Consider the following 24,198-nt stretch of genomic DNA (forward strand, 5'->3'; position numbering starts at 1 on the left):
TGTCAAGGCGGCTTTAGCGACTTCCCGCAGCTATCAGCTTTTCAGCCAGGCCAAGCGTCAGTTCGTCATAGTGCGAGATGATTGCCGAGGGCTCGAATTCACTGACGTGGCGATCCGTGTAACCGAAGTCGACGGCGACAACGGGGATGCCGGCGGCCTTGGCCGTGTCGATGTCGGTGACCGAATCGCCGACCATGACAGCACGCGAGGCATCGCCGCCGGCCATGGCGATGGTCTTGGTCAGGTGCCTCGGGTCGGGTTTGCGGATGCCGAATGTTTCTGGGCCGGTGATGGCGGCGAAGCGGTCGGCAAGGCCGAGCCCGCCGATCAGGTTGCGGGCAAGCGTCTCGTATTTGTTGGTGCAGACGGCAAGCAAGTAACCGGCATCGGCGAAGCGCTCCATGGCAGCCACCACACCCGGATAGGGCTGCGAACGGCCGGGGATGTTGAGCGTGTAGTGATCGAGGAAAATGTCGTGCATGCGCTCGTGCTCTTCGCCCGCAAGCGCCTTGCGCTGCGCGGCATAAGCCCGTTCGATCATGATCTTGCCGCCCATGCCGACGAACCGGCGGAAGGCATTGTCGTCCACCTGGGCGAGGCCGCCGGCCACCAGCGTGTGGTTCAGGCTGTCGAGCAGGTCGGGAGCAGTGTCGACAAGGGTTCCGTCGAGGTCGAATACGATGATCGGTCTGGACATGGCTTGCTTTCACGGGTTCATATTTCGCCAAAGGCGATAGCCTTCGCGCCCAGGCGGCGCAACCCGCGGTCCATAAAGCCTTTGACCCAATCGGCAAAAATGCTAGGAGCCAAGCCTGTAATCTGGGAATTTGCGAACAAGTCATGGATGCCAAGGCTTTGAAGATCGAGGCGGCACGGGCCGCACTCGGTTATGTCGAGAGCGGTATGCGCCTGGGCATCGGTACAGGTTCCACCGCCGAGGAATTCGTCCGCCTGCTGGCCGAAAAGGTTGCGGCCGGCATGCAGGTCATCGGCGTGCCGACGTCTGAACGGACCGCCACGCTTTGCCGCGAGCTGGCGGTTCCGCTGTCGACGCTGGAAGAGACACCCGAGCTCGACCTTACCATCGACGGTGCCGACGAGATCGATCCAGCACTTACGCTGGTCAAGGGCGGCGGCGGTGCGTTGCTGCGCGAGAAGATCGTCGCGGCGGCCTCGGCGCGCATGATCGTGATCGCCGACCAGTCCAAGCTGGTCGAGACGCTCGGCCGCTTCCCACTGCCGATCGAGGTCAATCCGTTTGGTCTCAGAGCCACCGAAATCGCCATCGCAAAGGCAGCGGAAAAGCTCGGCCTTTCCGGTTCGCTGGTGCTGCGCAAGACCGGCGGCGAGACCTTCGTAACCGACGGTGGACATTTCATTATCGATGCATCTTTTGGCCGCATTCCCGATACAAGAGCGCTTTCGGATGCCCTTCACGCCATTCCTGGCGTCGTCGAGCATGGTCTCTTTCTCGGCTTGGCCACCGTTGCCGTCATTGCCGGCTCCGACGGTGTCAGAACCGTTCATCCGGCTCTCTAAACAGGAGTTCTATTCATCATGATTTCGACAAACCGGCTTCGCGGCTTCTCCGTCATGGTGGCGGCTTCGGCTTTTGCAGCCATTGCGTTCTCGGCCCAGGCCCAGGAGATCGGTGAAGCCCATCTCAAGGCGGCCCATGCGGCCATCGCTGCGATTCACGCAACCGATTCGTTCGACGGCATCCTGCCGCAGGCGGCATTTGCGCTGAAGCAGCAGCTGATCCAGCAGAACCCCGACATGCAGGAAATCATCACCCAGACGGTCGATGAGAAGACGCTTGCCATGGCCGCCCGTCGCGCCGATCTCGAGAAGGAAGCGGCGATTGCCTACGCCAAGTCCTTCAACGAGAAGGAACTGACCGAGATCGCGGCCTTCTACAATTCGGAAGCCGGCAAGAAGCTGATCGAGAACGGCCCGATCGCCTCGCGCGAACTGGTGAAAGCTGCAGACATCTGGCAGAACGGCATTGCCCGCGACCTTGCCCAGCAGGTCGGCGAGAAGCTGACGGCGGTCGCCGGCGCCAAGGCTCCGGCCGTCACCGAGGGTGCTGCGCCCGTGACCCCTGAGGCGCCGAAGAAGTAATCGGCCGCGACCAACAGTCACGATGAGACGGGCCCGGCTTATGCCGGGCTTTTCTTTTTGTGCTTGCACCACTACCTGTGGCGCACCGCGGCACGCCAAGTATCGGCGTTGCAGCATCCTTGAATTCACATGCGTCCGGGCAATGCTCCCTATGGCCTGAGGCGCGCACCGATTGCCTGCAGGAAGGAACACCATGGCCCAGTACGACTACGACCTCTTTGTCATCGGCGGTGGCTCGGGCGGGGTTCGTGCGGCGCGTGTGGCGGCAGCCATGGGCAAGCGCGTGGCGCTGGCCGAGGAGTTCCGCTTCGGCGGCACCTGCGTCATCCGCGGTTGCGTGCCCAAGAAGCTCTATGTCTATGCCTCGCAGTTCCCCGAGCATTTCGAGGATGCCGCCGGCTATGGCTGGACGGTCGGTGAAAGCACGTTCGACTGGAAGACGCTTGTCGCCAACAAGGAGCGCGAGATTTCGCGGCTTGAAGGCATCTACAAGCGCAATGTCGAGAATTCCGGCGGCGAGACCATCCATTCGCGCGCCACGCTTGTCGACAGGCACACGATCCGCCTCGAAGCGGATGGACGTACTGTCACGGCAGACCAGATCCTGATCGCGACCGGCGGCCGGCCGAGCACGCATCCGGCGCTTCCTGGCCACGAGTACTGCATCTACTCCAACGAGGTCTTCGATCTGCCGGAACTGCCCAAGGCGATCATGATCGAGGGTGGCGGCTATATCGCCGTCGAGTTTGCCAACATTTTCCACGGCCTAGGCGTCGACACCACGCTGGTCTATCGCGGGAAGGAGATCCTCAGCCGCTTCGACATGGACCTGAGGCGTACCCTGCATGAGACGATGGAGCAGAAGGGCATCAAGATCCTGCTGCACTCGGTCTCGCAGGAAGTCGCCAAGCGCGGCGACGGCCGCCTTGATGTCAGGCTGAACACCGGCCAGCAGCTGACCGTCGACCAGGTGCTTCTCGCCATCGGGCGCACGCCGAACACCGAAGGCCTCGGGCTTTCGGACGCGGGCGTCGAGCTCGACAAGTCGGGCGCTGTGGTCGTCGACAGCTATTCTCGGACCAGCGCCGACAACATCTGGGCGGTGGGCGACGTCACCAATCGCGTGCAGCTGACGCCGGTGGCGATCCACGAGGCCATGTGCTTCATCGAGACCGCCTTCAAGGGCAACCCGACCACGCCCGACCATGACACCATTCCAACGGCTGTGTTCTCGCAGCCGGAGATCGGCACCGTCGGGCTTTCTGAGGACGATGCGGCCAAGCGCTACAAGAACCTCGAGGTCTATCGCGCCAGCTTCCGGCCGATGCGCCACACGCTGTCGGGACGCCAGGAAAAAATGCTGATGAAGCTGGTGGTCGACGCCGATACGCGCATCGTCGTCGGCGCCCATGTGCTTGGGCCGGATGCCGGCGAGATGGCGCAGCTGCTCGGCATCGCGCTCAAGGCGCGTCTTACCAAGGACGCCTTCGATCAGACCATGGCGGTGCATCCGACCGCGGCCGAAGAGCTGGTGACGATGTATAAGCCGACCTATCTGGTAAGGGATGGCTCGCGCGTCGAAAACTGACGTTGCGGCGGCTTCCGGACCTTCCGCAGTGAAACCTTGGTCCCTAGGGGATTCCGGGGTGGAATAGAGGCTCGTCATCGTGTAAACAGCCGCGTTCCCGTAATGGCGGGTCACAGCGCGGGTGAGGTGCCCGCTGACAAAACTTTTGGGTGCTAACATGACGAAATGGTCACCGAATTCCTGGAGAAGCATGCCGATTCAGCAGGTTCCGGCTTATCCGGACGCTGCGGCTCTCGCAGAAACGGAAGCCCGTCTCGCCACGTTTCCCCCCTTGGTTTTTGCAGGTGAAGCGAGAAAGCTGAAGAAGCAACTGGCAGCCGTCGCCAATGGCGAGGCCTTCCTGCTCCAGGGCGGCGACTGCGCCGAAAGCTTCGCCGAGCACGGCGCCGACAATATCCGCGACTTCTTCCGCGTCTTCCTGCAGATGTCGGTCGTGCTGACTTTCGCCGGCGCGCAGCCGGTGGTGAAGGTCGGCCGCATTGCCGGCCAGTTCGCCAAGCCGCGTTCGGCCGACAACGAGACCAAGGGCGACGTCACGCTGCCGAGCTATCGCGGCGACATCATCAATGGCCCGGCCTTCGACGAGAAGTCTCGCGTGCCCGATCCGGCACGCCAGGAAATGGCGTACCGCCAGTCGGCTGCGACGCTGAACCTTTTGCGCGCCTTCGCCCAGGGTGGCTATGCCAGCCTCGAGAACGTGCACAAGTGGATGCTCGGCTTCGTTTCCAACAGCCCGCAGGGCGAGCGCTATGAGGCACTGGCCAACCGCATCACCGAGACGATGGACTTCATGAAGGCCGTCGGCATCACCTCGGAGACGAACTACGCGCTGCGCGAGACCGACTTCTACACCAGCCACGAGGCGCTGCTGCTCGGCTACGAGCAGGCGCTGACCCGCGTCGACTCGACCTCGGGCGACTGGTACGCGACCTCGGGCCACATGATCTGGATCGGCGACCGTACGCGCCAGGTCGATCACGCGCATGTCGAGTACTGCCGTGGCGTGAAGAACCCGCTTGGTCTCAAGTGTGGTCCCTCGCTGACGCCCGACAGCTTGTTGAAGCTGATCGACCTGCTCAACCCGGAGAACGAGGCAGGCCGTCTGACCCTGATCGCGCGCTTCGGCCACGACAAGGTCGGTGAGCATCTGCCGAAGCTGATCCGCGCCGTCGAGAAGGAGGGCCGCAAGGTCGTCTGGTCGTGCGATCCGATGCACGGCAACACGATCACGGCTGCCGGCTACAAGACGCGCCCGTTCGACCGCATCCTGAGCGAAGTGCAGAGCTTCTTCGACATCCATCGTTCGGAAGGTACGCACCCGGGCGGCATCCATGTCGAGATGACCGGCAACAATGTCACCGAATGCACGGGTGGCGCGCGCGCCATCACCGCCGAGGAGCTGCAGGACCGCTATCACACGCATTGCGACCCGCGCCTCAACGCCGATCAGGCGATCGAACTGGCCTTCCTGGTTTCGGAACTGCTGCGCAAGGGGGCTGTGACCGAGCAGAAGAAGGCCGTCAACGCCTGATCCGCAGGTCGGATATTCAATCGAAGGCGCCGGTTTCGACTGGCGCCTTTTTCATTTGCGGGTCCAGCGCATATCCTTGAGGCGAGGATCGCCGGCAAAGCTCTGGCGGTCGAAGCCGATGCGCTTTTCGGGGAATTCGCAGATTGCCTGCACGCCTGTCGGCCCTAGCCGGATGCGCCAGGTCTGGCGCTCGACAGGTGCTGCCTTGGCGAAGATCGTGCAGGTCAAAAGCGCCAGGTTGGCGCCACCCTGGGGATCGCGCACCGAGCGATAGCGTATCGCCTGCATGGCTGCTTCGCGTGCGTCGTCAGTCAGTTGCTGGCAGGCAGTGTAGTCCGTCGGGTGCGTCCAGGTTTCGGCGTCTTCCGACAATGGCGGCAATGTCAGGTCGACCGCGCGCGCAACTTTGAACGATGCTGCGAAGGCCGTGTATTCGGCCGCGTCGCTCGGCCATGGCGTGTCGGGCGATTCCGCGAAGAACAGCAGGCGATAGAAAGCCATTTCGGCGACCGCCGTCTGCACCTTCTCGGCGGCGTAGTAGATACCAAGCGATTTTCCGGCGCGACGGAAGCGCGAGCCGGTGGGATAGTTGGAGCCGTAGCGGAACGGCGTCGCCAGCAGGTAATGCAGCTTGCGGCACTCGATGGGAACAACGGGCTTGGTCGCCTCGATCAGTTCCTCGAGCACTGCCTGTTCGTCGAGATCGTCGACGAGCTTCAAAGTCGAGACGCGGTGCTGCGCCTCCACCAGTCGCCAGCACCGGCCTTCGAGGGCGCGGGCCTCAGACGAGAGCGCGGCGGGCGTCCAGGTAGGCGATGACATCGACGAGCCCGGTGATGGTGGCGATCTTTTCAAGGGGGGCAGCGCCTAGTGCTGCGTTGTCGTTTTTCAGCCAGGCGCGGGCGACAGGCTCTTCGCCGCCGACGATGGCGTCGAGCGAGCGGAACAGCCGCACGAACAGGACCGCGAGTTCGAACGGCTTGCTGCCTGTTTCGAGCGCAAATTCCTGCCGGCGCATACGGGAAATCGTCGCCTCGGAGACGCCGATGATCGCAGACAATGCCTTGGCGGTGACACCGAGCATGTCGGCGGCGCGCAAGGTTGCCTTGGTGATGACTGCGCCGGGAGCAGCGGAAGGTCCCGGACTTGTCTGGCTACGCATGGGGTGCTCCATTTCTCTGGAAAATATAGGTCAGAAAAATGCCCATGGAAAGGGTCAGGTCGAAGCAGGGGCAAAAAACCCCGTCAGTCCTTCTTGTACAGCATCCAGCTCTTGCCCTGGCGCTCGGCGATCGTCGAATAGCGGGTGACGCGATTGCGGCCGACCAGCTTCGAGCGATAAAGCGCCCGATCGGCCTTGGCATAGAGGTCGTCGGGGCTTTCGGCCTCTGACGCCATGCAGATGCCCATCGAAACCGTGACCTGGCCGCAGTTGAGGCCCGGCTCGATGTCCTTCAGCTGGGTCTGGGCGACAAGCAGGCGGATACGGTCGGCGATCTCGTAGGTGGCGTCTTCGGTCGTGCCTTCGATGATCAGGGCGAACTCCTCGCCGCCGGTGCGCGCCACGAACATGTCCTGGTGGACGCTGGACTGGAAGATGTCGGCGATGATGCGCAGGATCTTGTCGCCGACAGGGTGGCCGTGGCGGTCGTTGATGTCCTTGAAACGGTCGATGTCGGCCAGGATCAGGGCGCTGAACAGGATGCCCTTGTTGTTGTTGTAGATACTTGCGATGCGCTTGTCGAAGGCGCGGCGGTTCCACACATGGGTGAGGGGGTCCGTGTCGGCCAGGCGCTTGTATTCCTCGAGCTTCGACTTGACGGTCTCGAGCTCTGCCGACTTGTCGCCCAGCTGGGTCGCGAACTGTTTGCCGTGGTCGATCGTGGATGCTGTCGCCACCGACATCACGCTGACGATCTTCTGCAGCAGGTCCTGCGACATGGCGGTGCGGCTGTTGAGCCCGCTCGACGTCTCGTCCAGAACCTTGCCGTAGCGTTCGATGTGGCTGCGCTCGTTGCGCAGCAGGCCGGCCACGCCTTCGAGCTCGCGCGCCAGCACTTCACGCGCGTGCTCGACGATGCCCTGGCCATGGCTCTGGGCGAAGAATTTCTGGCCGATCTGGTCGAGCTGCTCCTGGGTCGGGCGGTTGCCGAGTGCGATCACCTCGAGGCTCAACGCCGTATTGGAACCGGTCAGGGCTTCGTAGAAGATTTCGTAGTTGCGCGGCAGGCCGACGACACCCATCTGGCTCATCGTCGCCACGACGGTGCTCGCAAGGTCGTTGCCTCGATCGGTCGGGGCTGCGGCAGGTTGCATTTAGTTCCCATTTCAGTTGGCCGGCCAACAGCCAAAACGCCTGCGATGCACGGGCGAGTGGCCGGTCGGGGGCGTGAACGGCATGAAAGAGAGTGCTGGCAACGACGCAGGTCCCCTCTGCTTTCGTCGCTTGTATGAGCCTTAATTCGGGCGGGCTAAAGTTTCCTTAATTTGCATGGTCACTTCGCCTGTTTTTCTACCACAGGGTGTATATTCCAATGTGCCAGAAGCGATCTCTGTGCTGGCCGCAACATCCGATGTCGCGAATCCCTGTGCATATTACCTTTAGGGAAGCTAACCTGCGACCTACAGCCAGCAGAAGAGGACGGCAATGGAGAATCTACACAAGGGGTCATGTTTGTGTGGAGCAGTGCGCTACACAGCAGAGGGCGCGCTTCGCGACGTCATTTATTGCCATTGCACCATGTGCCGCAAGCAGAGCGGCCATTATTACGCCGCGACCAATGTCGGCGACGACATGATCGACATCGAGGGCAGCGAGAATGTCACCTGGTATGCGGCATCCGACTTTGCCCGCCGCGGGTTCTGCAGCCGCTGTGGGTCGGTGATGTTCTGGAAGCCCAACGACGACAACTACGTCTCGATCATGGCTGGCTCGTTTGATGAGCCGTCGTCGCTGTCGGGCGGCTATCACATCTTCGTAGCCGACAAGGGCTCCTATTACGAACTCGACGACGACCTGCCGAAATACGATCGCTCTTCGCCATCGCTCAAGGTTCTGGAGGATTGATCGGCGAGACGATGACCGTTCTCATTTGTTGAACGCTTCGTCGTGTTTCGACGCTCTGCCGGAAACAGTGGCAAGGACGTATATCTCTGGCAAGGAGAAAGAATATGACCTCGTTGCCTACCCTTTTCATCTCGCATGGCGGCCCCGACATCGTGCTGGCCGACACGTCGGCGCGCCATTATCTCGAAGGTGTTTCCGGCCTGATTTCGAAGCCGAAGGCCATCGTCATCGTTTCCGCGCATTTTGAGACCGACGGCGTTGCTGTCGTGACCGATCCCAAACCGGGCATGATCTACGACTTTGGCGGTTTCGCGCCTGAACTCTACAGGATGGTCTATCCGGCCGCCGGGGAGCCGGCCCTGGCCGAGAAGGTGTATGGCATGCTCGAGGCTGCCGGACTCAAGCCGCACACTTTCGAGAAGCGCGGCTACGACCATGGCACGTGGACGCCGCTCATGCTGGCCTTCCCCGATGCGGACATTCCGGTCGTGCAGGTGTCGATCGATCCGCGCCGCGATGCGGCTTGGCACTATGCCATCGGCAAGGCGCTGGCACCGTTGCGCGAGGAGGGCATCCTTTTGATCGGGTCCGGGCATATCACCCATAATCTGCGCGCCTATTTCACCACGCTCAGGCATGGCGCCGAGCCAGATCCGGCGCTGGCCGGCAAGGTCACCGCGTTCACCGAATGGTTCGCCGACAAGCTTGGCTCCGGTGACACCGATGCGCTGCTGCAGTGGAAGGAGCGTGCCCCGTATCCGTCGGAAAACCACCCGACGGACGAGCATTTGATGCCGATCTTCTTTGCCTATGGCGCTGCCGGCAGCGGGGCAAAAGGTCGCCGTGTCCACGATTCGGTCGATCACGGCTTCTTTGCCAACGATTCCTATCTGTTCGAGTGACCGCCAAGCCGCTACATGATGCCCTTTCGACAGACTTGAAAGGGCATTTCATGGAGCGGCTGGTAAAGGCTTTCCAGAACTCGGTGCGTGCGTTCTCGCGGCTCATCCGCACCGAGGCGGCGTTCCAGCAGGAAGTGATGCTGCTGATCGTGGCACTTCCCATCGGCTGGTTCGTTGCCGGCACCTGGAGCGGCTACGCGTTGCTGATCGGCGCCATCCTGTTCCTGATCACGGTGGAAGTGCTCAACACCGGCATCGAGGCCGCGTGCGATGCCGTCAGCCGCGAGTTCAACATCGACATCCAGCTTGCCAAGGATTGCGGTTCGCTCGCCGTGCTGATCTCGATCTTCATCGTTCTGGGCATCTGGGGCTTCGCCATCGCCGAGCGTCTGTTCGGCCTTCCGATCTGAAGGACGCGTACCTACATGTCGGTTACCAAAGGAGACCGACATGGCTGACCAAGCCGATATCCATCATCTCGAATCCAGGGCGGGGTTGCCCGAGGACCTGCGCTGGCTCGTCGCCAAGTATCCGCGCGAGAACTGGCTAGACCATGACAACGTCCATGGCATGGCGTCGATGTGGCTGCAGCGGCACGACATGTTCCGCGAATTGGGCGGCATGCTGACCTCTGGCATTGGCGACTATCGCGAGGGCCGCATGGACGCCGCGCAGTTCGCCCGCTGGTTCGCACCACGTCTCAACCATTTCCTAGGCAACCTCGACGGCCACCACAATGTCGAGGACCATCACTATTTTCCTGTTTTTGCCAAGGTGGAGAGCAGGCTGAAGCGCGGGTTCGATATTCTCGACGCCGACCATCATCTCATCCATGAGGCACTGGAGCGCAACGCACACTCGGCCAATGCGTTCATCAGCGCGCTCCAGGAAAGCCAGGACAAACAGCGTTTCGCTGCGGACGCCTACGCCGACGAGAATGCACGGCTGGTGGCGATGCTGACCCGGCACCTCGATGACGAGGAAGACCTGATCATTCCGCTGATCCTCGATCGCGGCGACCGCGAGCTCCTTGGGTCGGACTAGTCCTTGGGCTGCTTGCGGGCGATGTGGTGGGCCAGGAACCATGTTGCCAGTGCAACCGCGACACCGATGCCAAGCCCCAGGAACAGCCGGTGATGTGCCTTCAGCGTATCGCCGAGGATGTGCTCGGCGCCGAGGCCGAAGACATAACCCAGGCTGACGAAGATGCCGGCCCAGGCCAACGCCGACAGGCCATTCAATAGTAGGAACAGCGGCACCGGGATACGTGACAAGCCGGCGGCGATGCCACCGGCGAGCCGCATGCCGTAGACATAGCGGTTGCCGAGCACGAACAGGTAGGGATGCGCCTGTACCATCCGGAAGGCATGGCTGAAGCCGGGCCTGCGGCGTAAGAGCCTGACCCATTTGTGGTTGGAGAAGCGGCGGCCAAGCACGAAAAAGAGCGTGTCGCCGAGGAAGGCACCGACGGCTGCCACCGCGAATGCATTCCATGGCTCGAAGAACCCCTGGTGGGCGAAGAAGCCACCCAGGATGGCGAAGCTTTCGCCCTCGGCCATGCAGCCTATGAAGACAGCCAGCAGGCCGTAATGGGCGACGAGATGGTGGAGCGTTCCGATCATTGAATAGGCGACTGGACTGCGGAGGCGTCGGCGATGCGCTTGATCTGGGCGGTGAGGTCGCTCACCTGCTCGCGCAGCAGGATGATTTCCTGGAAGCGAATCTCGTCGAGCTTCTCGTGCAGCGCCATGATCTCGATCTCGGCCTTGAGATTGACCGCATAATCGTGGGCAGCGTCGACGCGATCGCGTTGGGCCTGGCGGTTTTGCGACATCATGATGATCGGGGCCTGGATGGCAGCCAGCATCGACAGCACCAGGTTGAGGAAGATGAACGGGTAGGGGTCGAAGGCGTCGCGGCCCAAGAGCCAGGCATTGAGTAGCGTCCAGAGCACCAGGAAGGCAAGGAAGGCGAGGATGAAACTCCAAGAGCCGCCAACGCGCGCGAGGCCGTCGGCCAGCCGGTCACCCCTGCGTTCACAATGAGCAATGCTTTCGTTGACGTTGCGGGAAACCGGCTTGCGCTCGATTGCGCTCTGCAGAACCTTGTGCTCAAGCTCGCTTAAATGCTCCGGCGTCCGCGTCAGCCAACGCCCCGCCAGATCCGCCACGGTCTTGTTCATCGTCGTCTCCGAGTGATGGCGCCAGCTTGGCAGCCGCGTATCCTTATACGAAGATAATGGCACGCGGCGCCACAATGCGGTTGGCAAGCGCTGTTGCCCAATGTGGATGAAGGAAACGTCATGCCGGACTTTGCCAAGATCAGGGCTCGGGCCGCCGAGCGTAAAGGCGGCGAGGCGGTGCTCAAGTCGCTGCTCGGGCCGGTGCCCGACAATGTGGCGCTCGCCAGGATTTCGGACGACCGGATCCTTTCCACTATGGCGGAGCGCGTTTTCGCCGCCGGCTTCGTCTGGCGTGTCATCGAGCAGAAATGGCCGGGTTTCGAGGAAGCTTTCCTTGGGTTCGAGCCGAAACGGCTGCTGTTCCAGCCCGACGACTTCTGGCACGAGCTTGCCTCCGACAAGCGCATCGTGCGCAATCCCCAGAAGATCAGGTCGGTTCACGAAAACGCTGCCTTCGTCGAGCGCGTGTCGAAGGAACATGACGGCTTCGGCAGGTTCCTGGCTGATTGGCCGGCCGACGACCAGATCGGGCTGACGGCCTATCTCGGCAAGCATGGCAGCCGGCTCGGTGGCAATACCGGCCAGTATCTTCTCCGCTGGCTTGGCTGGGATACTTTCATTCTGTCACAGGACATGATCCTGGCATTGCGCGATGCCGGGCTCGATATCGGCGATGCCGCATCGTCGAAGAAGGATCTCGCCAAGGTGCAGGCGCAGATCAACGCGTGGGCGCAAGATACCAAGCTGCCGCGGGCCCATATTTCGCGCATCCTGTCGATGTCGATCGGGACCAATCGTCCGGCCGACGAATTGCGCGCTTATATGGACGAATGATGGCCCAATCGAACTGCATTGCCCGACTTCACAACGCAGGCTAAACCGCTGACATGACGAAAAAAACTCCCGATATCCTGCGCATTGCAGTTGCCCAGCTCAACCCGACGGTCGGCGATGTCGCCGGCAACATCGCCAAGGCGCGCGAAGCACGAGCGGATGCGGCGCGGCAGGGTGCCGACCTCGTGCTGTTCACCGAACTGTTCATCGCCGGCTATCCGCCGGAGGATCTGGTGCTGAAGCCGGCCTTCGTTACCGCCTGCGAGCGCGCGGCCGAGGAGTTCGCCAAGGAAACCGGCGACGGCGGGCCTGGTGTCATCATTGGCGTGCCGCTCAGGCGCAAGAGCGGGCTGCACAACTCGGTCATCATCGCCGACGGGGGCAAGATCATTGCCGAGCGCTTCAAGGTCGACCTGCCCAACTACGGCGAGTTTGACGAGAAGCGGGTCTTCCAGGCCGGTCCCGATATGCCCGGTCCGGTCAATTTCCGTGGCGTGCGCCTGGGCATCCCGATCTGCGAGGACATCTGGGGCGAGCTCGGCGTCTGCGAGACACTGGCCGAGAGCGGCGCCGAAATCCTGCTGGTGCCCAACGGCTCGCCCTACTACCGCGCCAAGATGGACGTGCGCCATCAGGTGGCGATCCGCCAGGTGATCGAGAGCGGCCTGCCGCTGCTCTATGCCAACCAGCTTGGCGGCCAGGACGAGCTCGTTTTCGACGGCGCATCCTTTGCCATCAACACCGATCATTCGCTGGCCTTCCAGATGAGCCAGTTCGAGGAAACGGTGGCGATCACGACGTGGAAGCGAAATGGCGAGGGCTGGGCCTGTGTCGAAGGCCCGATGTCGAAGATTCCCGAGCGCGAGGAGGCCGATTATCGCGCCTGCATGCTAGGCCTGCGCGACTACGTCAACAAGAACGGTTTCAAGAACGTCGTGCTCGGCCTGTCCGGCGGCATCGATTCGGCGATCTGCGCAGCGCTTGCCGTCGACGCGCTTGGCGAGGAGCGTCTGAGGGCGATCATGATGCCCTATCGCTATACGTCGAAGGATTCGCTCAAGGACGCCGAGGATTGTGCCCGTGCTCTCGGCTGCCGCTATGACATCGTGCCGATCCACGAGCCCGTCGACGGTTTTTCGCATGCGCTCACCCAGCTGTTCGAGGGTACCAAGGAAGGTATCACCGAGGAAAACCTGCAGAGCCGCGCCCGCGGCACGATCCTGATGGCGGTGTCCAACAAATTCGGTTCGATGGTGGTCACGACAGGCAACAAGAGCGAGATGTCAGTCGGCTACGCCACGCTTTACGGCGACATGAATGGCGGCTTCAATCCGATCAAGGACCTCTACAAGATGCAGGTCTACGCGCTGTCGCGCTGGCGCAACACGCATGTGCCGCCGGGCGCGCTCGGGCCTTCGGGCGAGGTCATTCCGAAAAACATCATCGACAAGGCGCCGTCGGCGGAACTGCGGGAAAACCAGACCGACCAGGATTCGCTGCCGCCTTATCCGGTGCTGGACGACATCCTTGAGTGCCTGGTCGAGAACGAGATGGGCGTCGACGAAATCGTTGCACGCGGCCACGACCGCGACACCGTGCACCGCATCGAGCACCTGCTCTACATTGCCGAATACAAGCGTCGGCAGGCGGCGCCTGGGGTGAAGATCACCAAGAAAAATTTTGGCCGCGATCGGCGCTATCCGATCACGAACAGATTCAGGGATCGCGGCTAACCAGCTGAAACGATACGAGATCAGGCATTCACTAGAGGACGGCCATGGCTGTGATCGAGATCAGCTTCGACCTTTCACGGATCGACTTCGACAGGACCTCGGACGAGATCAGGCAGAGCTACTGGGGGGGCGCGCGCAATGACGATCTCAATCGCCGCGCGCTTGATAACTCGCTCTGTGTCGGCGCCTATCTCGACGGAAAGCAGGTGGGTTTCGCGCGCGTTGTCACCGACTATGCCTGCTTTGCCTATGTCTGCGACGTCATCGTCTGGGCCGAACATCGCGGGCTGGGCATCGGCAAGACGCTGATACAGGCGTTGCTCGACCATCCGGAGCTGCAAAGCGTGACCGGCTGGAGCTTGCGCACCAGCGACGCGCACAGCCTCTACGAAAGGTTCGGCTTCGTGACGTCGGCTGACGGCATGTACATGCGCTTCGCGCGGCAGCCGGTCGCGCAAGCATAGCCGCGGCGTGGGCTATCTTTCCTTCCTTCGCGACAACAGCCGCTGGCTTACAGGCGGTTTTCTGCTCACCTTCTTCTCGACCTTCGGCATGACGTCGTTCATCGCGCTGTCGGCCGGCGATATCCGCCGCGACTATGGCCTGTCGCATGGCGAATTTGGCACGCTCTACATGTTTGCCACATTGGCCAGCGCCTTGAGCCTGCCGCGGCTTGGCCAGATCGTCGACCGCTACAGTGTGCGGAAAGTGGTGCTGTTCGTCGTGCCGATGCTGGCGCTTGCGAGCGCCTCGATGGCGCTGTCACGGCACCTCGTCCTGCTGTTTGTGACAATCTATCTGCTGCGCCTGTTTGGCCAGGGCATGATGGTGCATGCCGCCTACACGGCGACGGCGCGCTGGTTTTCCGCTCAAAGGGGGCGGGCGCTTTCAGCTGTTATTCTCGGCCACAATGCAGGTGACGCCGTCATTCCGATGGGCTTCGTGCTGATCGCCGCCTCGGTTGGCTGGCGCAACGGCTGGCTGCTGGCGACCGCAGCGCTGGCGTTGATCGCCGTGCCGGCAATCGCGTTGCTGGTTGCTGAGGACAGAAAACCGCGCTCGTCCGATCCAGAGGTGCCACGGATAGATGCGCGCGACTGGACGCGGGTTGAGGTGGTCCGCGATCCTGTGTTCTATCTGCTGCTTCTCGGCGTCATGGCGCCGGGGCTGATCGTGACGACCCTGTTCTTCCACCAGGTCTATCTGGTGGAATTGCGCGGCTGGTCGCTGGAGGTGTTCGCCTCGTCCTTTCTGGTGGCGGCGGTGGTCAATGCCGTCTTCACGCTGGTTGTCGGCCAGCTCATCGACCGCTTTTCCGGGGTGGCGCTGCTGCCTTTCGTGTTGCTGCCTCTGGGGCTCGCCTGTCTGTTGCTGGGCCTCGTCGACGCGCAATGGGGCGCGTTCGGCTTCATGGCGCTGCTCGGCATTTCCAACGGTCTGTCGACGACGCTGTTCGGCGCCGTCTGGCCCGAAGTCTATGGCCTGAAGCACCTGGGCTCGATCAGGGCCCTTATCGTTTCCGCCGGCGTGTTCGCGTCGGCAATCGGGCCCGGCTTGACCGGCTTCCTGATCGATGGCGGCGTCAGCTACCCGGCCCAGATCGTGGCGATGGCGATCTACTGCTTCGCCATCTCGTTCGTCCTGCTCCTGGCTTCGCGGCGGATCCGCGCGCGAAGCCAGGAGCTGGCAATCCCTGTTGCGGTTGGCGTGTAGCCGCTATTTCGCGGAAAAGCCTTCGACGGTTTCGCGGCGATCATAGACGTGGTCGACGATGCCCCAGTCCCTGGCTTCTTCCGCCGTGAAGAAGAAATCGCGGTCAAGCACCCGCGCCACTTCCTCCTCGGTGCGCCCGCAATGCTCGGCGTAGAGCCTCGTCATGCGCCGCTTGAGCTTGAGGATGTCTTCGGCATGGCGCTCGATGTCGGAGGCCTGGCCGCGGAAGCCGCCGGAGGGCTGGTGCAGGATCACGCTCGCATTGGGCAAGGCGATGCGCCGGCCGCGAGCGCCGGCCATCAGCAGGAACGAGCCCATCGACCCCGCTGTGCCCATGCACAGCGTCGACACAGGGCAGCGGATGAACTGCATCGTGTCGTAGATCGCAAAGCCGCTGCTCACCACGCCGCCGGGCGAATTGATGTAGAACGAGATTTCGCGGGTCGGATTTTCCGACTCTAGGAATAGCAGTTGCGCGCAGATGAGCGAGGCCGAGTTGTCGTCGACCTCGCCGTTGAGGAAGACGATCCGCTCGCGCAGGAGCCGGGAAAAGATATCGAAGGAGCGTTCGCCACGCGGCGATTGTTCCACGACCATAGGGACGAGCTGCATCGTGTCGCGCATGCGCGAGTTCCTTTCAGTGATTGAGTTGCTTGAGCTTAAGCGGCGCGCATCAGCGGCGGGCTGTTCGAATTCGCCGGCGCGGCAATGGTTCTTATCGGCTCGGCGCTGTGGGTCAGCCGGAACCATGTGCCGCCGCCCGGCTGGGCCTCCAGGTCGAAGGTCACGAAGGTTTCGGGCTCGCTCGCACTGGCGTCGTTCCAGGCGTAGCGAACCCGCGAGAAGGGCAGCGCCTCGATGATCCGGTAGGCAGGGCCAGTCGTATCTGCAGTCACTTTGTCCGCAACGGGCACGTCGAGCCAGGCCGACACCAGCTCCGGCACCGTCAGCGCGCGCCAGACCTTTTCCGGCTCGGCCTCCAGCTCGCATTCGACGACGATCGCATCGCTCCGGTCTTCAGCCTCGAGAAAGTCCGTCATTGGTCCATCTCCTTGAGCAGGGTCTTCAGCCGTTCGACGCGATCCGGCCAGAACGCGCGGTAGCGGGTCAGCCAGTCGAACAGCGGCTTCAGCCCGTCCGGGTTGACGCTGTAGTTGGTGTGGCGGCCGGCCCGTTCTTCATTGATCAATCCGGCGCCGCGCAGCACCGCAATGTGCTGCGACACGGCAGGCTGCGAGATTTCGAGGCCTTCGCGCAGTTCGGTCGCGTTCTTTTCGCCGGCGAGCAGGCGATCGAGCACGGCACGGCGCGTCGGATCGGAGAGGGCACGAAAGACGTCGGATTCGTTCATGGATTTGAGATAAGCATAGACTTATCTGTTGCGCAAGTGCCACCCCGACCGGCCGCTGAACTGGCACAACAGGCTTCGGTCCAGAGCGGGGCTTGGCTAAGCAAAAATGCTCGGTTATAAGCAAACTCTTCGCGGCCACTAGCAGGGAGGTCTGAATGCCAGAGTATGACATGTCCTCCCGAGGTTCACGCCGAGGTCGTTGACCTCGCGAACCGCCTCCGGCGCTTGTTTTTCCTGACGCCGCCGCACCGCGACTTCCTGATTTCGCAAGAATTATTCGTCGCGCCTTTGAACATATTTTCCCAGGGATGGCGTCGGCTTTCGACGTCTCATGCATCATGGCTCGTATTCGTATCGACCTGCGCGGCGGAGCGTTCCGCAGCGTTCTCGGATTCACTTTCAGGCACTGGCAGCGCCAGCCGGTGCGTCTCGTGCTGATTTCGGCGGCCGTGCTCATCTCGACCATGGCCGACGTCCTGACGCCGCTCTATTCGGGCCGGCTGATCGACGCCGTGGCCAGCGGTGCTGCCACCGACGAGGTGGCATGGAATGCGGCGTTGACGGCATTCTTCACGCTGCTCGCGCTGGCGACAGGCTCGCTCGTGTTCCGTCACTTTGCCTTTGCCGGCATCATCGAGCTGACGCTCAAAATGATGTCCGACATCGCCCAGGATGCGTTTCATCGCGTCCAGCGCTTCTCGACCGACTGGCACGCCAACAGCTTCGCCGGCTCGACCGTGCGCAAGGTGACGCGCGGCATGTGGGCGCTCGACCTGCTCAACGACACGCTGCTGGTGGCGCTGCTGCCGTCCTTCGTGATGCTGCTCGGCTCGACCATCCTGCTCGGCTGGCACTGGCCGATGATGGGCCTGATCATTGCTGCGGGCTCGCTCGTCTTCATCGCGCAGACGGTGCTGATGTCGCTTGGCTTTGTTGCGCCGGCGGCAAGCCTGGCCAACAGCTGGGACACGCGGCTCGGCGGTTCGCTTGCCGATGCCGTCAGCTGCAACTCCGTGGTCAAGGCGTTCGGCGCGGAGGAGCGCGAGGAAAACCGGCTCGCCAAGGTGATCGGCAAGTGGCGTCACCGCACGGGGCGCACCTGGATGCGCGGCACCATCAACGGCACGTCGCAGAACATCACGCTTGTCCTGCTGCGTGCCGCGATCATCGGCTTTGCGCTGATGCTGTGGGCTGGCGGGCAGGCGAGCGCGGGCGACATCGCCTTCGTGCTGACCTCGTTCTTCCTGCTGCAGGGCTACCTGCGCGATGTCGGCATGCACATCCGCAACCTGCAGCGTTCGGTCAACGACATGGAGGAACTGGTCGACATCCAGGGCCAACCGCTCGGTGTTGCCGATCGCCCCGGCGCCAAGCCGATCCAGATCCGGGATGGCGGCATCGAGTTCAAGCATGTGACGTTCCACTACGGAACGCATGCGAACCCGCTCTACCGGGACTTCTCGGTGTCGATCAAGCCGGGCGAACGTGTCGGCCTTGTCGGCCACTCCGGCTCGGGCAAGACGACCTTCGTCAAGCTGATCCAGCGGCTCTACGACGTCGGCGACGGCCGGATCGTGATCGACGGGCAGGACATCGCCAAGGCGACGCAGTCCTCGCTGCGTTCGCAAATCGCGATCGTGCAGCAGGAGCCGATCCTGTTCCACCGCTCGCTGGCCGAGAACATCGCCTATGCCAGGCCGGGTGCGACACAGGCCGAGATCGAGCACGCTGCGAAACTCGCCAGCGCGCACGACTTCATCCAGCGGCTGCCCAAGGGCTATGGCACGCTGGTCGGCGAGCGTGGCGTCAAGCTGTCGGGCGGCGAACGCCAGCGCGTGGCGATTGCCCGCGCCTTCCTGGCCGATGCACCGATCCTGATTCTCGACGAGGCGACTTCGAGCCTCGATTCGGAATCGGAGGTGCTGATCCAGCAGGCGATGGAACGCCTGATGGTCGGGCGCACGACGCTGATCATCGCGCACCGGCTGTCCACCGTCCGGGCGCTCGACCGGCTACTCGTCTTCGATCGTGGTGAGATCGTCGAGGAGGGCCGGCACGAGACACTGGTTCGGCGCGACGGCGGCATCTACCGCCGCCTGTTCGAGCGGCAGGCACTGGAACTCACCAAGGGGCTGGTCTGAGCCCGGGTGCATGCCGCTCCGCTGAAGTCCTGACAATGCAGCGGGCCACGAAATGCGGCCCGTTCGCGTTCCTGGCCATCCTATGGCCGGCTTCCAATCGCCGAAGGCATGTTCTATGTCTTGGGCGAGGAGCGGGGGCTGCCTTGTCAACGCCAGAGCCATCCGCTACGCCCCAAACATGACAGTTACCGTTCGTTTCGCCCCTTCGCCCACCGGCCGCATCCATATCGGCAATGCGCGCACGGCCTTGTTCAACTGGCTCTTCGCCGTGAAGAACAGGGGCCGCTTCATCCAGCGCTTCGACGACACCGATGTCGAACGTTCGCGTCAGGAGTTTGCGGACTCGATCCTCTACGACCTGCACTGGCTCGGCATCTTCCCCGACCAGACCGAATATCAGTCGCGCCGTTTCGAAAGCTACGATGCCGCCGTCGAAAAGCTGAAGGCCGCCGGCGTGCTCTACGCCTGCTACGAGACGCCTGAGGAACTCGACCTGCGCCGCAAGGTGCGCCGTACCCGTGGCTTGCCGCCGGTCTACGGCCGGGAGGCGCTGAAGCTCTCCGCCGCTGACCGAGCCGAATACGAGCATGACGGCCGCCGGCCGCACTGGCGCTTCCTGCTGCCCAACTTCAAGTCCGATCCGTTCGAGACGGAGCGCACCGAAATCCACTGGAACGACGTGGTTCGCGGCGAGGAGACGGTCGACCTGGCGTCGCTTTCCGATCCCGTTCTGGTGCGCGAGGACGGTACCTATCTCTACACGCTGCCATCTGTCGTCGATGACATAGAGATGGGCGTCACCCACATCATCCGCGGCGATGACCATGTCACCAACACAGGCGTGCAGATCGCCCTGTTCCATGCGCTCGGCGCAGAGGCTCCTGCCTTCGGCCACCACAATCTCCTGACCACCAGTTCGGGCGAGGGGCTGTCGAAGCGCACCGGGGCTCTGTCCATCGAAAGCCTGCGCGAAAGCGGCATCGAGCCGATGGCGGTGGCGTCACTGGCGGTGCTGGTCGGTACCTCCGAGAACGTGGTGGCGACGCCGAGCCTCGCTGAGCTTGCCGAAAAATTCGATCCGGAGGCGACCTCCAAATCGGCTTCCAAGTTCGATCCCGACGAACTCGTGGTGCTCAACCGCGCGCTTTTGCATCACATGTCGTTTGCCGAGGTGCGTGACCGTCTCATGCTGCTTGGCATCAGCGGCGATCACGCGGAGCCGTTCTGGTTGGCGGTGCGTGGCAATCTCGACAAGCTCTCGGATGCCACCACCTGGTGGCGCATCCTGCGCGAAGGACCGCAGCCCGCTGCCGAATTCGGTGACGAGGATCGCGAGTTTGTCGGCCAGGCGCTCGACCTGCTGCCCGATGAGCCGTGGGACGGCAATGTCTGGAAGGACTGGACGGGAGCCGTGAAGAAGGCCACCGGCCGCAAGGGCAAGGCGCTGTTCATGCCGCTCAGGCTGGCCCTTACCGGGCTGGAGTCTGGCCCGGAGCTCGCAGATCTATTGCCCCTTGTGGGTCGGGAAGGAACTCTGGCCCGACGGCCCTGACCTTGCGGTTGGGATCCGGCGGCTGGCTCGGGCTGGCCGCTGGAGGTGCCGGTTCGGCCACTGCCGCCGGCTTCGGCTTGGCCGTCACCGCACGGCCTTCGCCTGCCAGGATGGAAAAATCCTTGTTCTGGCTGATGTTGCAGCCGCATGAGGGCACGCGTGGCAGGTCGACGCGCTTGTAGCGATAGGCTGTCGGCAGGTTGCGATAGGGCTGGCCGGAGCGTGCCGACACCATGCTTTCCTGCGGCTGGCCGTCCCTTAGATGGTAGAACAGCTCGATCTCGGTTCCCGGGCAACTGGCTTCACAGTTCTGCTGGTCGCGCTGGAAATCCTGCAGGTCGGCCCCATTCGACATCGGGAACGAATAGCCGTCGCAGGTCCGCACGCACAGCGTCCGGTATTCGCCCGTGGCCGGCTCATTGCTGCGACCGATCACGATGTGCTGCGGATAGCTTTCGTTGGAGCTCAGGCTTTCCGCCGCGCCGCCACGGATGATCGTCACATCCGATGGCTCGTCGAGCGGATCCTCTTCGCCGCTGGCCGCCGCGGCCTCTTCCGGTGTCTGTGCATTGCAGCCGGCAAGCTCCAGCGCATCGAGGATGCGGATGCGCTCGCGCCTGTCGGTTTTGCTCGGCGCGGTCGCGCCGTTCTGCTCGAGCCTGCCGAGATTGTCCTGCATCGCCGAAATCCTGGCGTTGAGCTCGGCGCAGGCCGCGACGGTTTCGCCCGATACAGCGCGGTCGCAACCGAGGTCGGCTGCCCTGATCCGGGCAAGGTCGATCTGGTCGCGCTGCGTGTCGGCGGCGTTGCCATATTCATCGAGCTGCACGACGCTGCCGGACAATTGCGCCAGTTGTCGTTTCAGCAACGCGCATTCGGGCGGTGCTGCGAGCGCTTGGGCCGTGGCAAGCAGCGACAGGGCCAATGCCATCGGCCAGGCCGCCGCCCGTTTGCTTGTCGTCTTGCCTGTCTTGCGTCCGAACATGCAGCTCCCCGCAAGGATCGACTCAATCCCTGCGTTCGGCAGCTTAGTCATTTTCGTCGCAACGATCAGCCCGCCGGCGACTGCACCGTCGCCTGGGCACGCTGCGAAGCTTCCACGACCGCGAGTGCAGTCATGTTGACGACGCCGCGCGAGGTGACCGAAGGTGTCAGGATGTGTGCAGGCTGTGCTGTGCCGAGCAGGATCGGCCCGACATGCAGCGCATCCATCATCGTCTTGACCGTGGTCAGGGCGATGTTGGCCGCATCGAGATTGGGGAAGACCAGGAGATTGGCTTCGCCCTTCAGCGTCGAATGCGGATAAACGCGCTGGCGCAACGCCTCCGACAATGCCGAGTCGCCATGCATTTCGCCGTCGGCCTGCAGCTTCGGCGCGATGCGCTTCAGGATCTCGGCGGCTTCGCGCATCTTGCGGGCGCTCGGCGTGTCGCGCGAGCCGAAATTCGAATGCGACACAAGCGCGGCCTTGGGCTCGATGCCGAAGCGGCGGATTTCCTCGGCGGCGAGGATCGTCATCTCGGCGATCTCTTCGGCCGAGGGGTCGACGGTCACATAGGTGTCGGTGAAGAACAGCACGCCGCGCTGCGAAATCAGCATCGAGAGCGTCGACAGATCGCGATCCTGGATGCCATCGCGGACGCCTACGATCTGCTGGACGTTGCGCAAATGGCGCTCGAAACGGCCTTCGAGGCCGCAGATCATCGCGTCGGCATCGCCGCGCCGGACGGCGATGGCGGCGATCACCGTATTGTTGGTGCGCACCATGGTGCGGGCTGCTTCGGGTGTGATGCCGCGGCGGCCGCCTAGCTCGATCAGCACCTCCACATAGTGGCGGTATCGCGGATCGTCCTCGGGGTTGATGATGTCGAAGTCGACGCCCGGCCGGATGCGCAGGCCATAGCGCTTGAGACGCACCTCGATGACATGCGGACGGCCGATGAGGATCGGCCTTGCCAGGTCTTCCTCGAGCACGACCTGAGCGGCGCGCAACACACGCTCATCCTCGCCGTCGGCATAGATGACGCGCTTGGCCGTCGCCTGCTTGGCATTGGAGAAGATCGGCTTCATCACCAGGCCGGAGCGGAAGACGAAGCGGCTGAGCTTGTCGACATAGGCGGCGAAATCGGCGATCGGACGGCTCGCCACGCCGGTCTCGCAGGCAGCCTTGGCGACCGCTGGCGCAATGCGCAGGATCAGGCGCGGATCGAAGGGCGAGGGGATCAGGAAGTCGGGGCCGAAGGTCGGCGTCTCGCCGGAATAGGCGCGGGCGGCGACATCCGACGGCTCCTCGCGCGCGAGCGCCGCGATGGCGCGCACAGCAGCCATCTTCATCTCCTCGTTGATGGCGCGTGCGCCGCAGTCGAGCGCGCCACGGAAGATATAGGGGAAGCAAAGGACGTTGTTGACCTGGTTGGGGAAGTCCGACCGGCCGGTGCAGATCATGGCGTCGGGGCGGGCGGCGCGCGCCTCCTCGGGCATGATCTCTGGCTTGGGGTTGGCGAGCGCCAGGATCAGCGGCTTCTCGGCCATCTCCTTCAACAGTTCGGGCTTCAGTACGCCGGCTGCCGAAAGGCCCAGGAACACGTCGGCGCCGCCGATGACGTCGGCCAGCACGCGGGCGTTGGTGTCCTTGACGTAAGGATCCTTCCAGCGGTCCATTTCGTCGACGCGGCCCTTATAGGCGACGCCGAAGCGGTCGGTGACCCAGATGTTCTCGACCTTGGCGCCGAGCGAGACCAAGAGGTTGAGGCAGGCAAGGGCTGCGGCACCCGCGCCCGACGTCACGATCTTGACGTCCTCGATCTTCTTCCCGGCGAGTTCCAGGCCGTTGAGCACGGCGGCGGCGACGATGATCGCGGTGCCATGCTGGTCGTCGTGGAAGACCGGAATGGCCATCTTGGCCTTCAGTTGCGCCTCGACCTCGAAGCACTCGGGCGCCTTGATGTCTTCGAGATTGATGCCGCCGAAGGTGGGCTCGAGCGCAGCGATGGTGTTGACCATCTGGTCGATCTCGGGTGCGTCGATCTCGATGTCGAAGACGTCGATGCCGGCGAACTTCTTGAACAGCACCGCCTTGCCTTCCATCACCGGCTTGGACGCCAGCGGGCCGATATTGCCGAGGCCGAGAACGGCGGTGCCGTTGGAGATCACCGCGACGAGATTGGCCCGGCCGGTGTAGTCGGCGGCGGTCTCGGGGTCGTCCTTGATGGCGAGGCAGGGCGCGGCGACGCCAGGCGAATAGGCGAGCGCCAGGTCGCGCTGGTTGCCGAGCGGCTTGGTCGCCTGGATCTCGAGCTTACCGGGGACAGGGTGCTTGTGGAAGAAAAGGGCGGCGTGATCCAGATCGGACAGCGCGTCCTTCTTCTTGTCTTCCCCAGCCATGTCCCGCTCCTTCAGATTCCAATAGCAAAGGTCGTTATTAGCACGGCCTGCACGATTTTCGAGGCGTCAACGGCCAAATGGACGTTGAATCACTTTCAA

Annotated in this window: 25 protein-coding genes; 14 read left to right on the forward strand and 11 right to left on the reverse strand. The window is 63.0% G+C overall.

Annotated elements, in window-relative coordinates; translation table 11 throughout:
* Nucleotides 1-13: 13 nt before the first annotated feature.
* Complete coding sequence (locus tag NDO48_RS09785) at nt 14-697, reverse strand: phosphoglycolate phosphatase (RefSeq protein ID WP_018428194.1); 684 nt, start codon at nt 695-697, stop codon at nt 14-16.
* A 143-nt stretch (nt 698-840) separates the two neighbouring features.
* Between NDO48_RS09785 and rpiA the strand changes: the two genes are divergently transcribed.
* The 4 genes from rpiA (at nt 841) to NDO48_RS09805 (ending at nt 5,240) form a co-directional block, all read left to right on the forward strand.
* Nucleotides 841-1,539: a ribose-5-phosphate isomerase RpiA gene (gene rpiA, locus NDO48_RS09790; RefSeq protein WP_018428193.1), complete on the forward strand. Its 699-nt coding sequence runs from the start codon at nt 841-843 to the stop codon at nt 1,537-1,539.
* Nucleotides 1,540-1,557: 18 nt separating this feature from the next.
* A complete protein-coding gene (locus tag NDO48_RS09795; protein WP_018428192.1) occupies nt 1,558-2,121 on the forward strand; it encodes a DUF2059 domain-containing protein in 564 nt (187 codons plus the stop codon).
* Nucleotides 2,122-2,314: 193 nt separating this feature from the next.
* Complete coding sequence (gene gor, locus NDO48_RS09800) at nt 2,315-3,709, forward strand: glutathione-disulfide reductase (RefSeq protein WP_267321395.1); 1,395 nt, start codon at nt 2,315-2,317, stop codon at nt 3,707-3,709.
* Between the two features lie 157 nt (nt 3,710-3,866).
* Nucleotides 3,867-5,240, forward strand: coding sequence for a class II 3-deoxy-7-phosphoheptulonate synthase (locus NDO48_RS09805; RefSeq protein ID WP_026227236.1), 1,374 nt, complete (start codon nt 3,867-3,869; stop codon nt 5,238-5,240).
* A gap of 51 nt (nt 5,241-5,291) precedes the next feature.
* Here NDO48_RS09805 and NDO48_RS09810 read toward each other — a convergent pair whose 3' ends face one another.
* The 3 genes from NDO48_RS09810 to NDO48_RS09820 form a co-directional block, all read right to left on the reverse strand.
* Nucleotides 5,292-6,062 (reverse strand): RES family NAD+ phosphorylase, encoded by a 771-nt coding sequence (locus NDO48_RS09810; protein WP_267321396.1) that lies wholly within the window; start codon nt 6,060-6,062, stop codon nt 5,292-5,294.
* On the reverse strand, nt 6,022-6,402 hold the full coding sequence (locus NDO48_RS09815; RefSeq protein ID WP_026227235.1) for an MbcA/ParS/Xre antitoxin family protein: 381 nt from the start codon (nt 6,400-6,402) through the stop codon (nt 6,022-6,024). Before NDO48_RS09815 ends, NDO48_RS09810 begins: the two co-directional genes overlap by 41 nt.
* Before the next feature lie 83 nt (nt 6,403-6,485).
* Nucleotides 6,486-7,556 carry a GGDEF domain-containing protein gene (locus NDO48_RS09820; protein ID WP_018428187.1) on the reverse strand — a complete coding sequence of 357 codons (1,071 nt, stop codon included), beginning with the start codon at nt 7,554-7,556 and terminating at the stop codon, nt 6,486-6,488.
* 370 nt (nt 7,557-7,926) lie between these two features.
* Here NDO48_RS09820 and NDO48_RS09825 point away from each other — a divergent pair, with 370 nt between their 5' ends.
* From NDO48_RS09825 to NDO48_RS09840, 4 genes are all read left to right on the forward strand, one after another.
* Nucleotides 7,927-8,307, forward strand: coding sequence for a GFA family protein (locus tag NDO48_RS09825; protein ID WP_416377191.1), 381 nt, complete (start codon nt 7,927-7,929; stop codon nt 8,305-8,307).
* Between the two features lie 104 nt (nt 8,308-8,411).
* Nucleotides 8,412-9,209 carry a DODA-type extradiol aromatic ring-opening family dioxygenase gene (locus tag NDO48_RS09830; protein WP_267321397.1) on the forward strand — a complete coding sequence of 266 codons (798 nt, stop codon included), beginning with the start codon at nt 8,412-8,414 and terminating at the stop codon, nt 9,207-9,209.
* 50 nt (nt 9,210-9,259) lie between these two features.
* Nucleotides 9,260-9,619: a diacylglycerol kinase gene (locus tag NDO48_RS09835; protein ID WP_018428184.1), complete on the forward strand. Its 360-nt coding sequence runs from the start codon at nt 9,260-9,262 to the stop codon at nt 9,617-9,619.
* A 40-nt stretch (nt 9,620-9,659) separates the two neighbouring features.
* Nucleotides 9,660-10,253 carry a hemerythrin domain-containing protein gene (locus tag NDO48_RS09840; RefSeq protein ID WP_267321398.1) on the forward strand — a complete coding sequence of 198 codons (594 nt, stop codon included), beginning with the start codon at nt 9,660-9,662 and terminating at the stop codon, nt 10,251-10,253.
* Here the strand turns inward: NDO48_RS09840 and NDO48_RS09845 are convergent.
* Both NDO48_RS09845 and NDO48_RS09850 read right to left on the reverse strand, forming a co-directional pair.
* Nucleotides 10,250-10,831 carry a DedA family protein gene (locus tag NDO48_RS09845; RefSeq protein ID WP_267321399.1) on the reverse strand — a complete coding sequence of 194 codons (582 nt, stop codon included), beginning with the start codon at nt 10,829-10,831 and terminating at the stop codon, nt 10,250-10,252. The two genes, NDO48_RS09840 and NDO48_RS09845, sit on opposite strands and share 4 nt — an antisense overlap.
* Nucleotides 10,828-11,391 carry a DUF1003 domain-containing protein gene (locus NDO48_RS09850; RefSeq protein WP_267321400.1) on the reverse strand — a complete coding sequence of 188 codons (564 nt, stop codon included), beginning with the start codon at nt 11,389-11,391 and terminating at the stop codon, nt 10,828-10,830. The genes NDO48_RS09845 and NDO48_RS09850 overlap by 4 nt, the downstream gene beginning before the upstream one ends.
* Before the next feature lie 120 nt (nt 11,392-11,511).
* Between NDO48_RS09850 and NDO48_RS09855 the strand changes: the two genes are divergently transcribed.
* Genes NDO48_RS09855 through NDO48_RS09870 form a run of 4 tightly spaced genes read left to right on the forward strand, consistent with a single transcriptional unit; the run spans nt 11,512 to nt 15,671 of the window.
* Nucleotides 11,512-12,225 (forward strand): DNA-3-methyladenine glycosylase I, encoded by a 714-nt coding sequence (locus NDO48_RS09855; protein ID WP_267321401.1) that lies wholly within the window; start codon nt 11,512-11,514, stop codon nt 12,223-12,225.
* A 53-nt stretch (nt 12,226-12,278) separates the two neighbouring features.
* On the forward strand, nt 12,279-13,958 hold the full coding sequence (locus NDO48_RS09860) for an NAD+ synthase (RefSeq protein ID WP_267321402.1): 1,680 nt from the start codon (nt 12,279-12,281) through the stop codon (nt 13,956-13,958).
* A 44-nt stretch (nt 13,959-14,002) separates the two neighbouring features.
* A complete protein-coding gene (locus NDO48_RS09865) occupies nt 14,003-14,422 on the forward strand; it encodes a GNAT family N-acetyltransferase (protein WP_267321403.1) in 420 nt (139 codons plus the stop codon).
* Nucleotides 14,423-14,429: 7 nt separating this feature from the next.
* Nucleotides 14,430-15,671: an MFS transporter gene (locus tag NDO48_RS09870; RefSeq protein ID WP_267321404.1), complete on the forward strand. Its 1,242-nt coding sequence runs from the start codon at nt 14,430-14,432 to the stop codon at nt 15,669-15,671.
* Between the two features lie 3 nt (nt 15,672-15,674).
* On the opposite strand, the gene NDO48_RS09875 is transcribed toward NDO48_RS09870, so the two are convergent.
* The 3 genes from NDO48_RS09875 to NDO48_RS09885 are packed head-to-tail and all read right to left on the reverse strand — an operon-like array spanning nt 15,675 to nt 17,022.
* Nucleotides 15,675-16,295: an ATP-dependent Clp protease proteolytic subunit gene (locus NDO48_RS09875; RefSeq protein WP_018428176.1), complete on the reverse strand. Its 621-nt coding sequence runs from the start codon at nt 16,293-16,295 to the stop codon at nt 15,675-15,677.
* A 35-nt stretch (nt 16,296-16,330) separates the two neighbouring features.
* Nucleotides 16,331-16,711 carry an SRPBCC family protein gene (locus NDO48_RS09880; RefSeq protein ID WP_267321405.1) on the reverse strand — a complete coding sequence of 127 codons (381 nt, stop codon included), beginning with the start codon at nt 16,709-16,711 and terminating at the stop codon, nt 16,331-16,333.
* The gene (locus tag NDO48_RS09885) at nt 16,708-17,022 is read right to left on the reverse strand and encodes an ArsR/SmtB family transcription factor (protein WP_018428174.1); all 315 of its coding nucleotides are present in this window, start codon (nt 17,020-17,022) and stop codon (nt 16,708-16,710) included. The genes NDO48_RS09880 and NDO48_RS09885 overlap by 4 nt, the downstream gene beginning before the upstream one ends.
* 338 nt (nt 17,023-17,360) lie before the next feature.
* On the opposite strand from NDO48_RS09885, the gene NDO48_RS09890 reads away from it, so the two are divergent.
* Nucleotides 17,361-19,163, forward strand: a complete 1,803-nt coding sequence (locus NDO48_RS09890; protein ID WP_267321406.1) for an ABC transporter ATP-binding protein — start codon at nt 17,361-17,363, stop codon at nt 19,161-19,163.
* A 178-nt stretch (nt 19,164-19,341) separates the two neighbouring features.
* A complete protein-coding gene (gltX, locus tag NDO48_RS09895) occupies nt 19,342-20,715 on the forward strand; it encodes a glutamate--tRNA ligase (RefSeq protein ID WP_267321407.1) in 1,374 nt (457 codons plus the stop codon).
* Here gltX and NDO48_RS09900 read toward each other — a convergent pair.
* Complete coding sequence (locus NDO48_RS09900) at nt 20,633-21,700, reverse strand: DUF2865 domain-containing protein (RefSeq protein WP_267321408.1); 1,068 nt, start codon at nt 21,698-21,700, stop codon at nt 20,633-20,635. The genes gltX and NDO48_RS09900 overlap by 83 nt on opposite strands.
* Nucleotides 21,701-21,765: 65 nt before the next feature.
* A complete protein-coding gene (locus NDO48_RS09905) occupies nt 21,766-24,099 on the reverse strand; it encodes an NADP-dependent malic enzyme (protein WP_018428170.1) in 2,334 nt (777 codons plus the stop codon).
* Nucleotides 24,100-24,198 lie beyond the last annotated feature (99 nt).

The sequence above is a fragment of the Aminobacter sp. MET-1 genome (assembly GCF_026521175.1).
GTDB lineage: Bacteria > Pseudomonadota > Alphaproteobacteria > Rhizobiales > Rhizobiaceae > Aminobacter.

What these genes read in the sequence shown, in the direction of transcription:
- NDO48_RS09785 (WP_018428194.1), bottom strand. Translation starts at nt 697, where the DNA reads ATGTCCAGACCGATCATCGTATTCGACCTCGACGGAACCCTTGTCGAC.
- rpiA (WP_018428193.1), top strand. Translation starts at nt 841, where the DNA reads ATGGATGCCAAGGCTTTGAAGATCGAGGCGGCACGGGCCGCACTCGGT.
- NDO48_RS09795 (WP_018428192.1), top strand. Translation starts at nt 1,558, where the DNA reads ATGATTTCGACAAACCGGCTTCGCGGCTTCTCCGTCATGGTGGCGGCT.
- gor (WP_267321395.1), top strand. Translation starts at nt 2,315, where the DNA reads ATGGCCCAGTACGACTACGACCTCTTTGTCATCGGCGGTGGCTCGGGC.
- NDO48_RS09805 (WP_026227236.1), top strand. Translation starts at nt 3,867, where the DNA reads ATGACGAAATGGTCACCGAATTCCTGGAGAAGCATGCCGATTCAGCAG.
- NDO48_RS09810 (WP_267321396.1), bottom strand. Translation starts at nt 6,062, where the DNA reads ATGTCATCGCCTACCTGGACGCCCGCCGCGCTCTCGTCTGAGGCCCGC.
- NDO48_RS09815 (WP_026227235.1), bottom strand. Translation starts at nt 6,402, where the DNA reads ATGCGTAGCCAGACAAGTCCGGGACCTTCCGCTGCTCCCGGCGCAGTC.
- NDO48_RS09820 (WP_018428187.1), bottom strand. Translation starts at nt 7,556, where the DNA reads ATGCAACCTGCCGCAGCCCCGACCGATCGAGGCAACGACCTTGCGAGC.
- NDO48_RS09830 (WP_267321397.1), top strand. Translation starts at nt 8,412, where the DNA reads ATGACCTCGTTGCCTACCCTTTTCATCTCGCATGGCGGCCCCGACATC.
- NDO48_RS09835 (WP_018428184.1), top strand. Translation starts at nt 9,260, where the DNA reads ATGGAGCGGCTGGTAAAGGCTTTCCAGAACTCGGTGCGTGCGTTCTCG.
- NDO48_RS09840 (WP_267321398.1), top strand. Translation starts at nt 9,660, where the DNA reads ATGGCTGACCAAGCCGATATCCATCATCTCGAATCCAGGGCGGGGTTG.
- NDO48_RS09845 (WP_267321399.1), bottom strand. Translation starts at nt 10,831, where the DNA reads ATGATCGGAACGCTCCACCATCTCGTCGCCCATTACGGCCTGCTGGCT.
- NDO48_RS09850 (WP_267321400.1), bottom strand. Translation starts at nt 11,391, where the DNA reads ATGAACAAGACCGTGGCGGATCTGGCGGGGCGTTGGCTGACGCGGACG.
- NDO48_RS09855 (WP_267321401.1), top strand. Translation starts at nt 11,512, where the DNA reads ATGCCGGACTTTGCCAAGATCAGGGCTCGGGCCGCCGAGCGTAAAGGC.
- NDO48_RS09860 (WP_267321402.1), top strand. Translation starts at nt 12,279, where the DNA reads ATGACGAAAAAAACTCCCGATATCCTGCGCATTGCAGTTGCCCAGCTC.
- NDO48_RS09865 (WP_267321403.1), top strand. Translation starts at nt 14,003, where the DNA reads ATGGCTGTGATCGAGATCAGCTTCGACCTTTCACGGATCGACTTCGAC.
- NDO48_RS09875 (WP_018428176.1), bottom strand. Translation starts at nt 16,295, where the DNA reads ATGCGCGACACGATGCAGCTCGTCCCTATGGTCGTGGAACAATCGCCG.
- NDO48_RS09880 (WP_267321405.1), bottom strand. Translation starts at nt 16,711, where the DNA reads ATGACGGACTTTCTCGAGGCTGAAGACCGGAGCGATGCGATCGTCGTC.
- NDO48_RS09885 (WP_018428174.1), bottom strand. Translation starts at nt 17,022, where the DNA reads ATGAACGAATCCGACGTCTTTCGTGCCCTCTCCGATCCGACGCGCCGT.
- NDO48_RS09890 (WP_267321406.1), top strand. Translation starts at nt 17,361, where the DNA reads ATGGCTCGTATTCGTATCGACCTGCGCGGCGGAGCGTTCCGCAGCGTT.
- gltX (WP_267321407.1), top strand. Translation starts at nt 19,342, where the DNA reads ATGACAGTTACCGTTCGTTTCGCCCCTTCGCCCACCGGCCGCATCCAT.
- NDO48_RS09900 (WP_267321408.1), bottom strand. Translation starts at nt 21,700, where the DNA reads ATGTTCGGACGCAAGACAGGCAAGACGACAAGCAAACGGGCGGCGGCC.
- NDO48_RS09905 (WP_018428170.1), bottom strand. Translation starts at nt 24,099, where the DNA reads ATGGCTGGGGAAGACAAGAAGAAGGACGCGCTGTCCGATCTGGATCAC.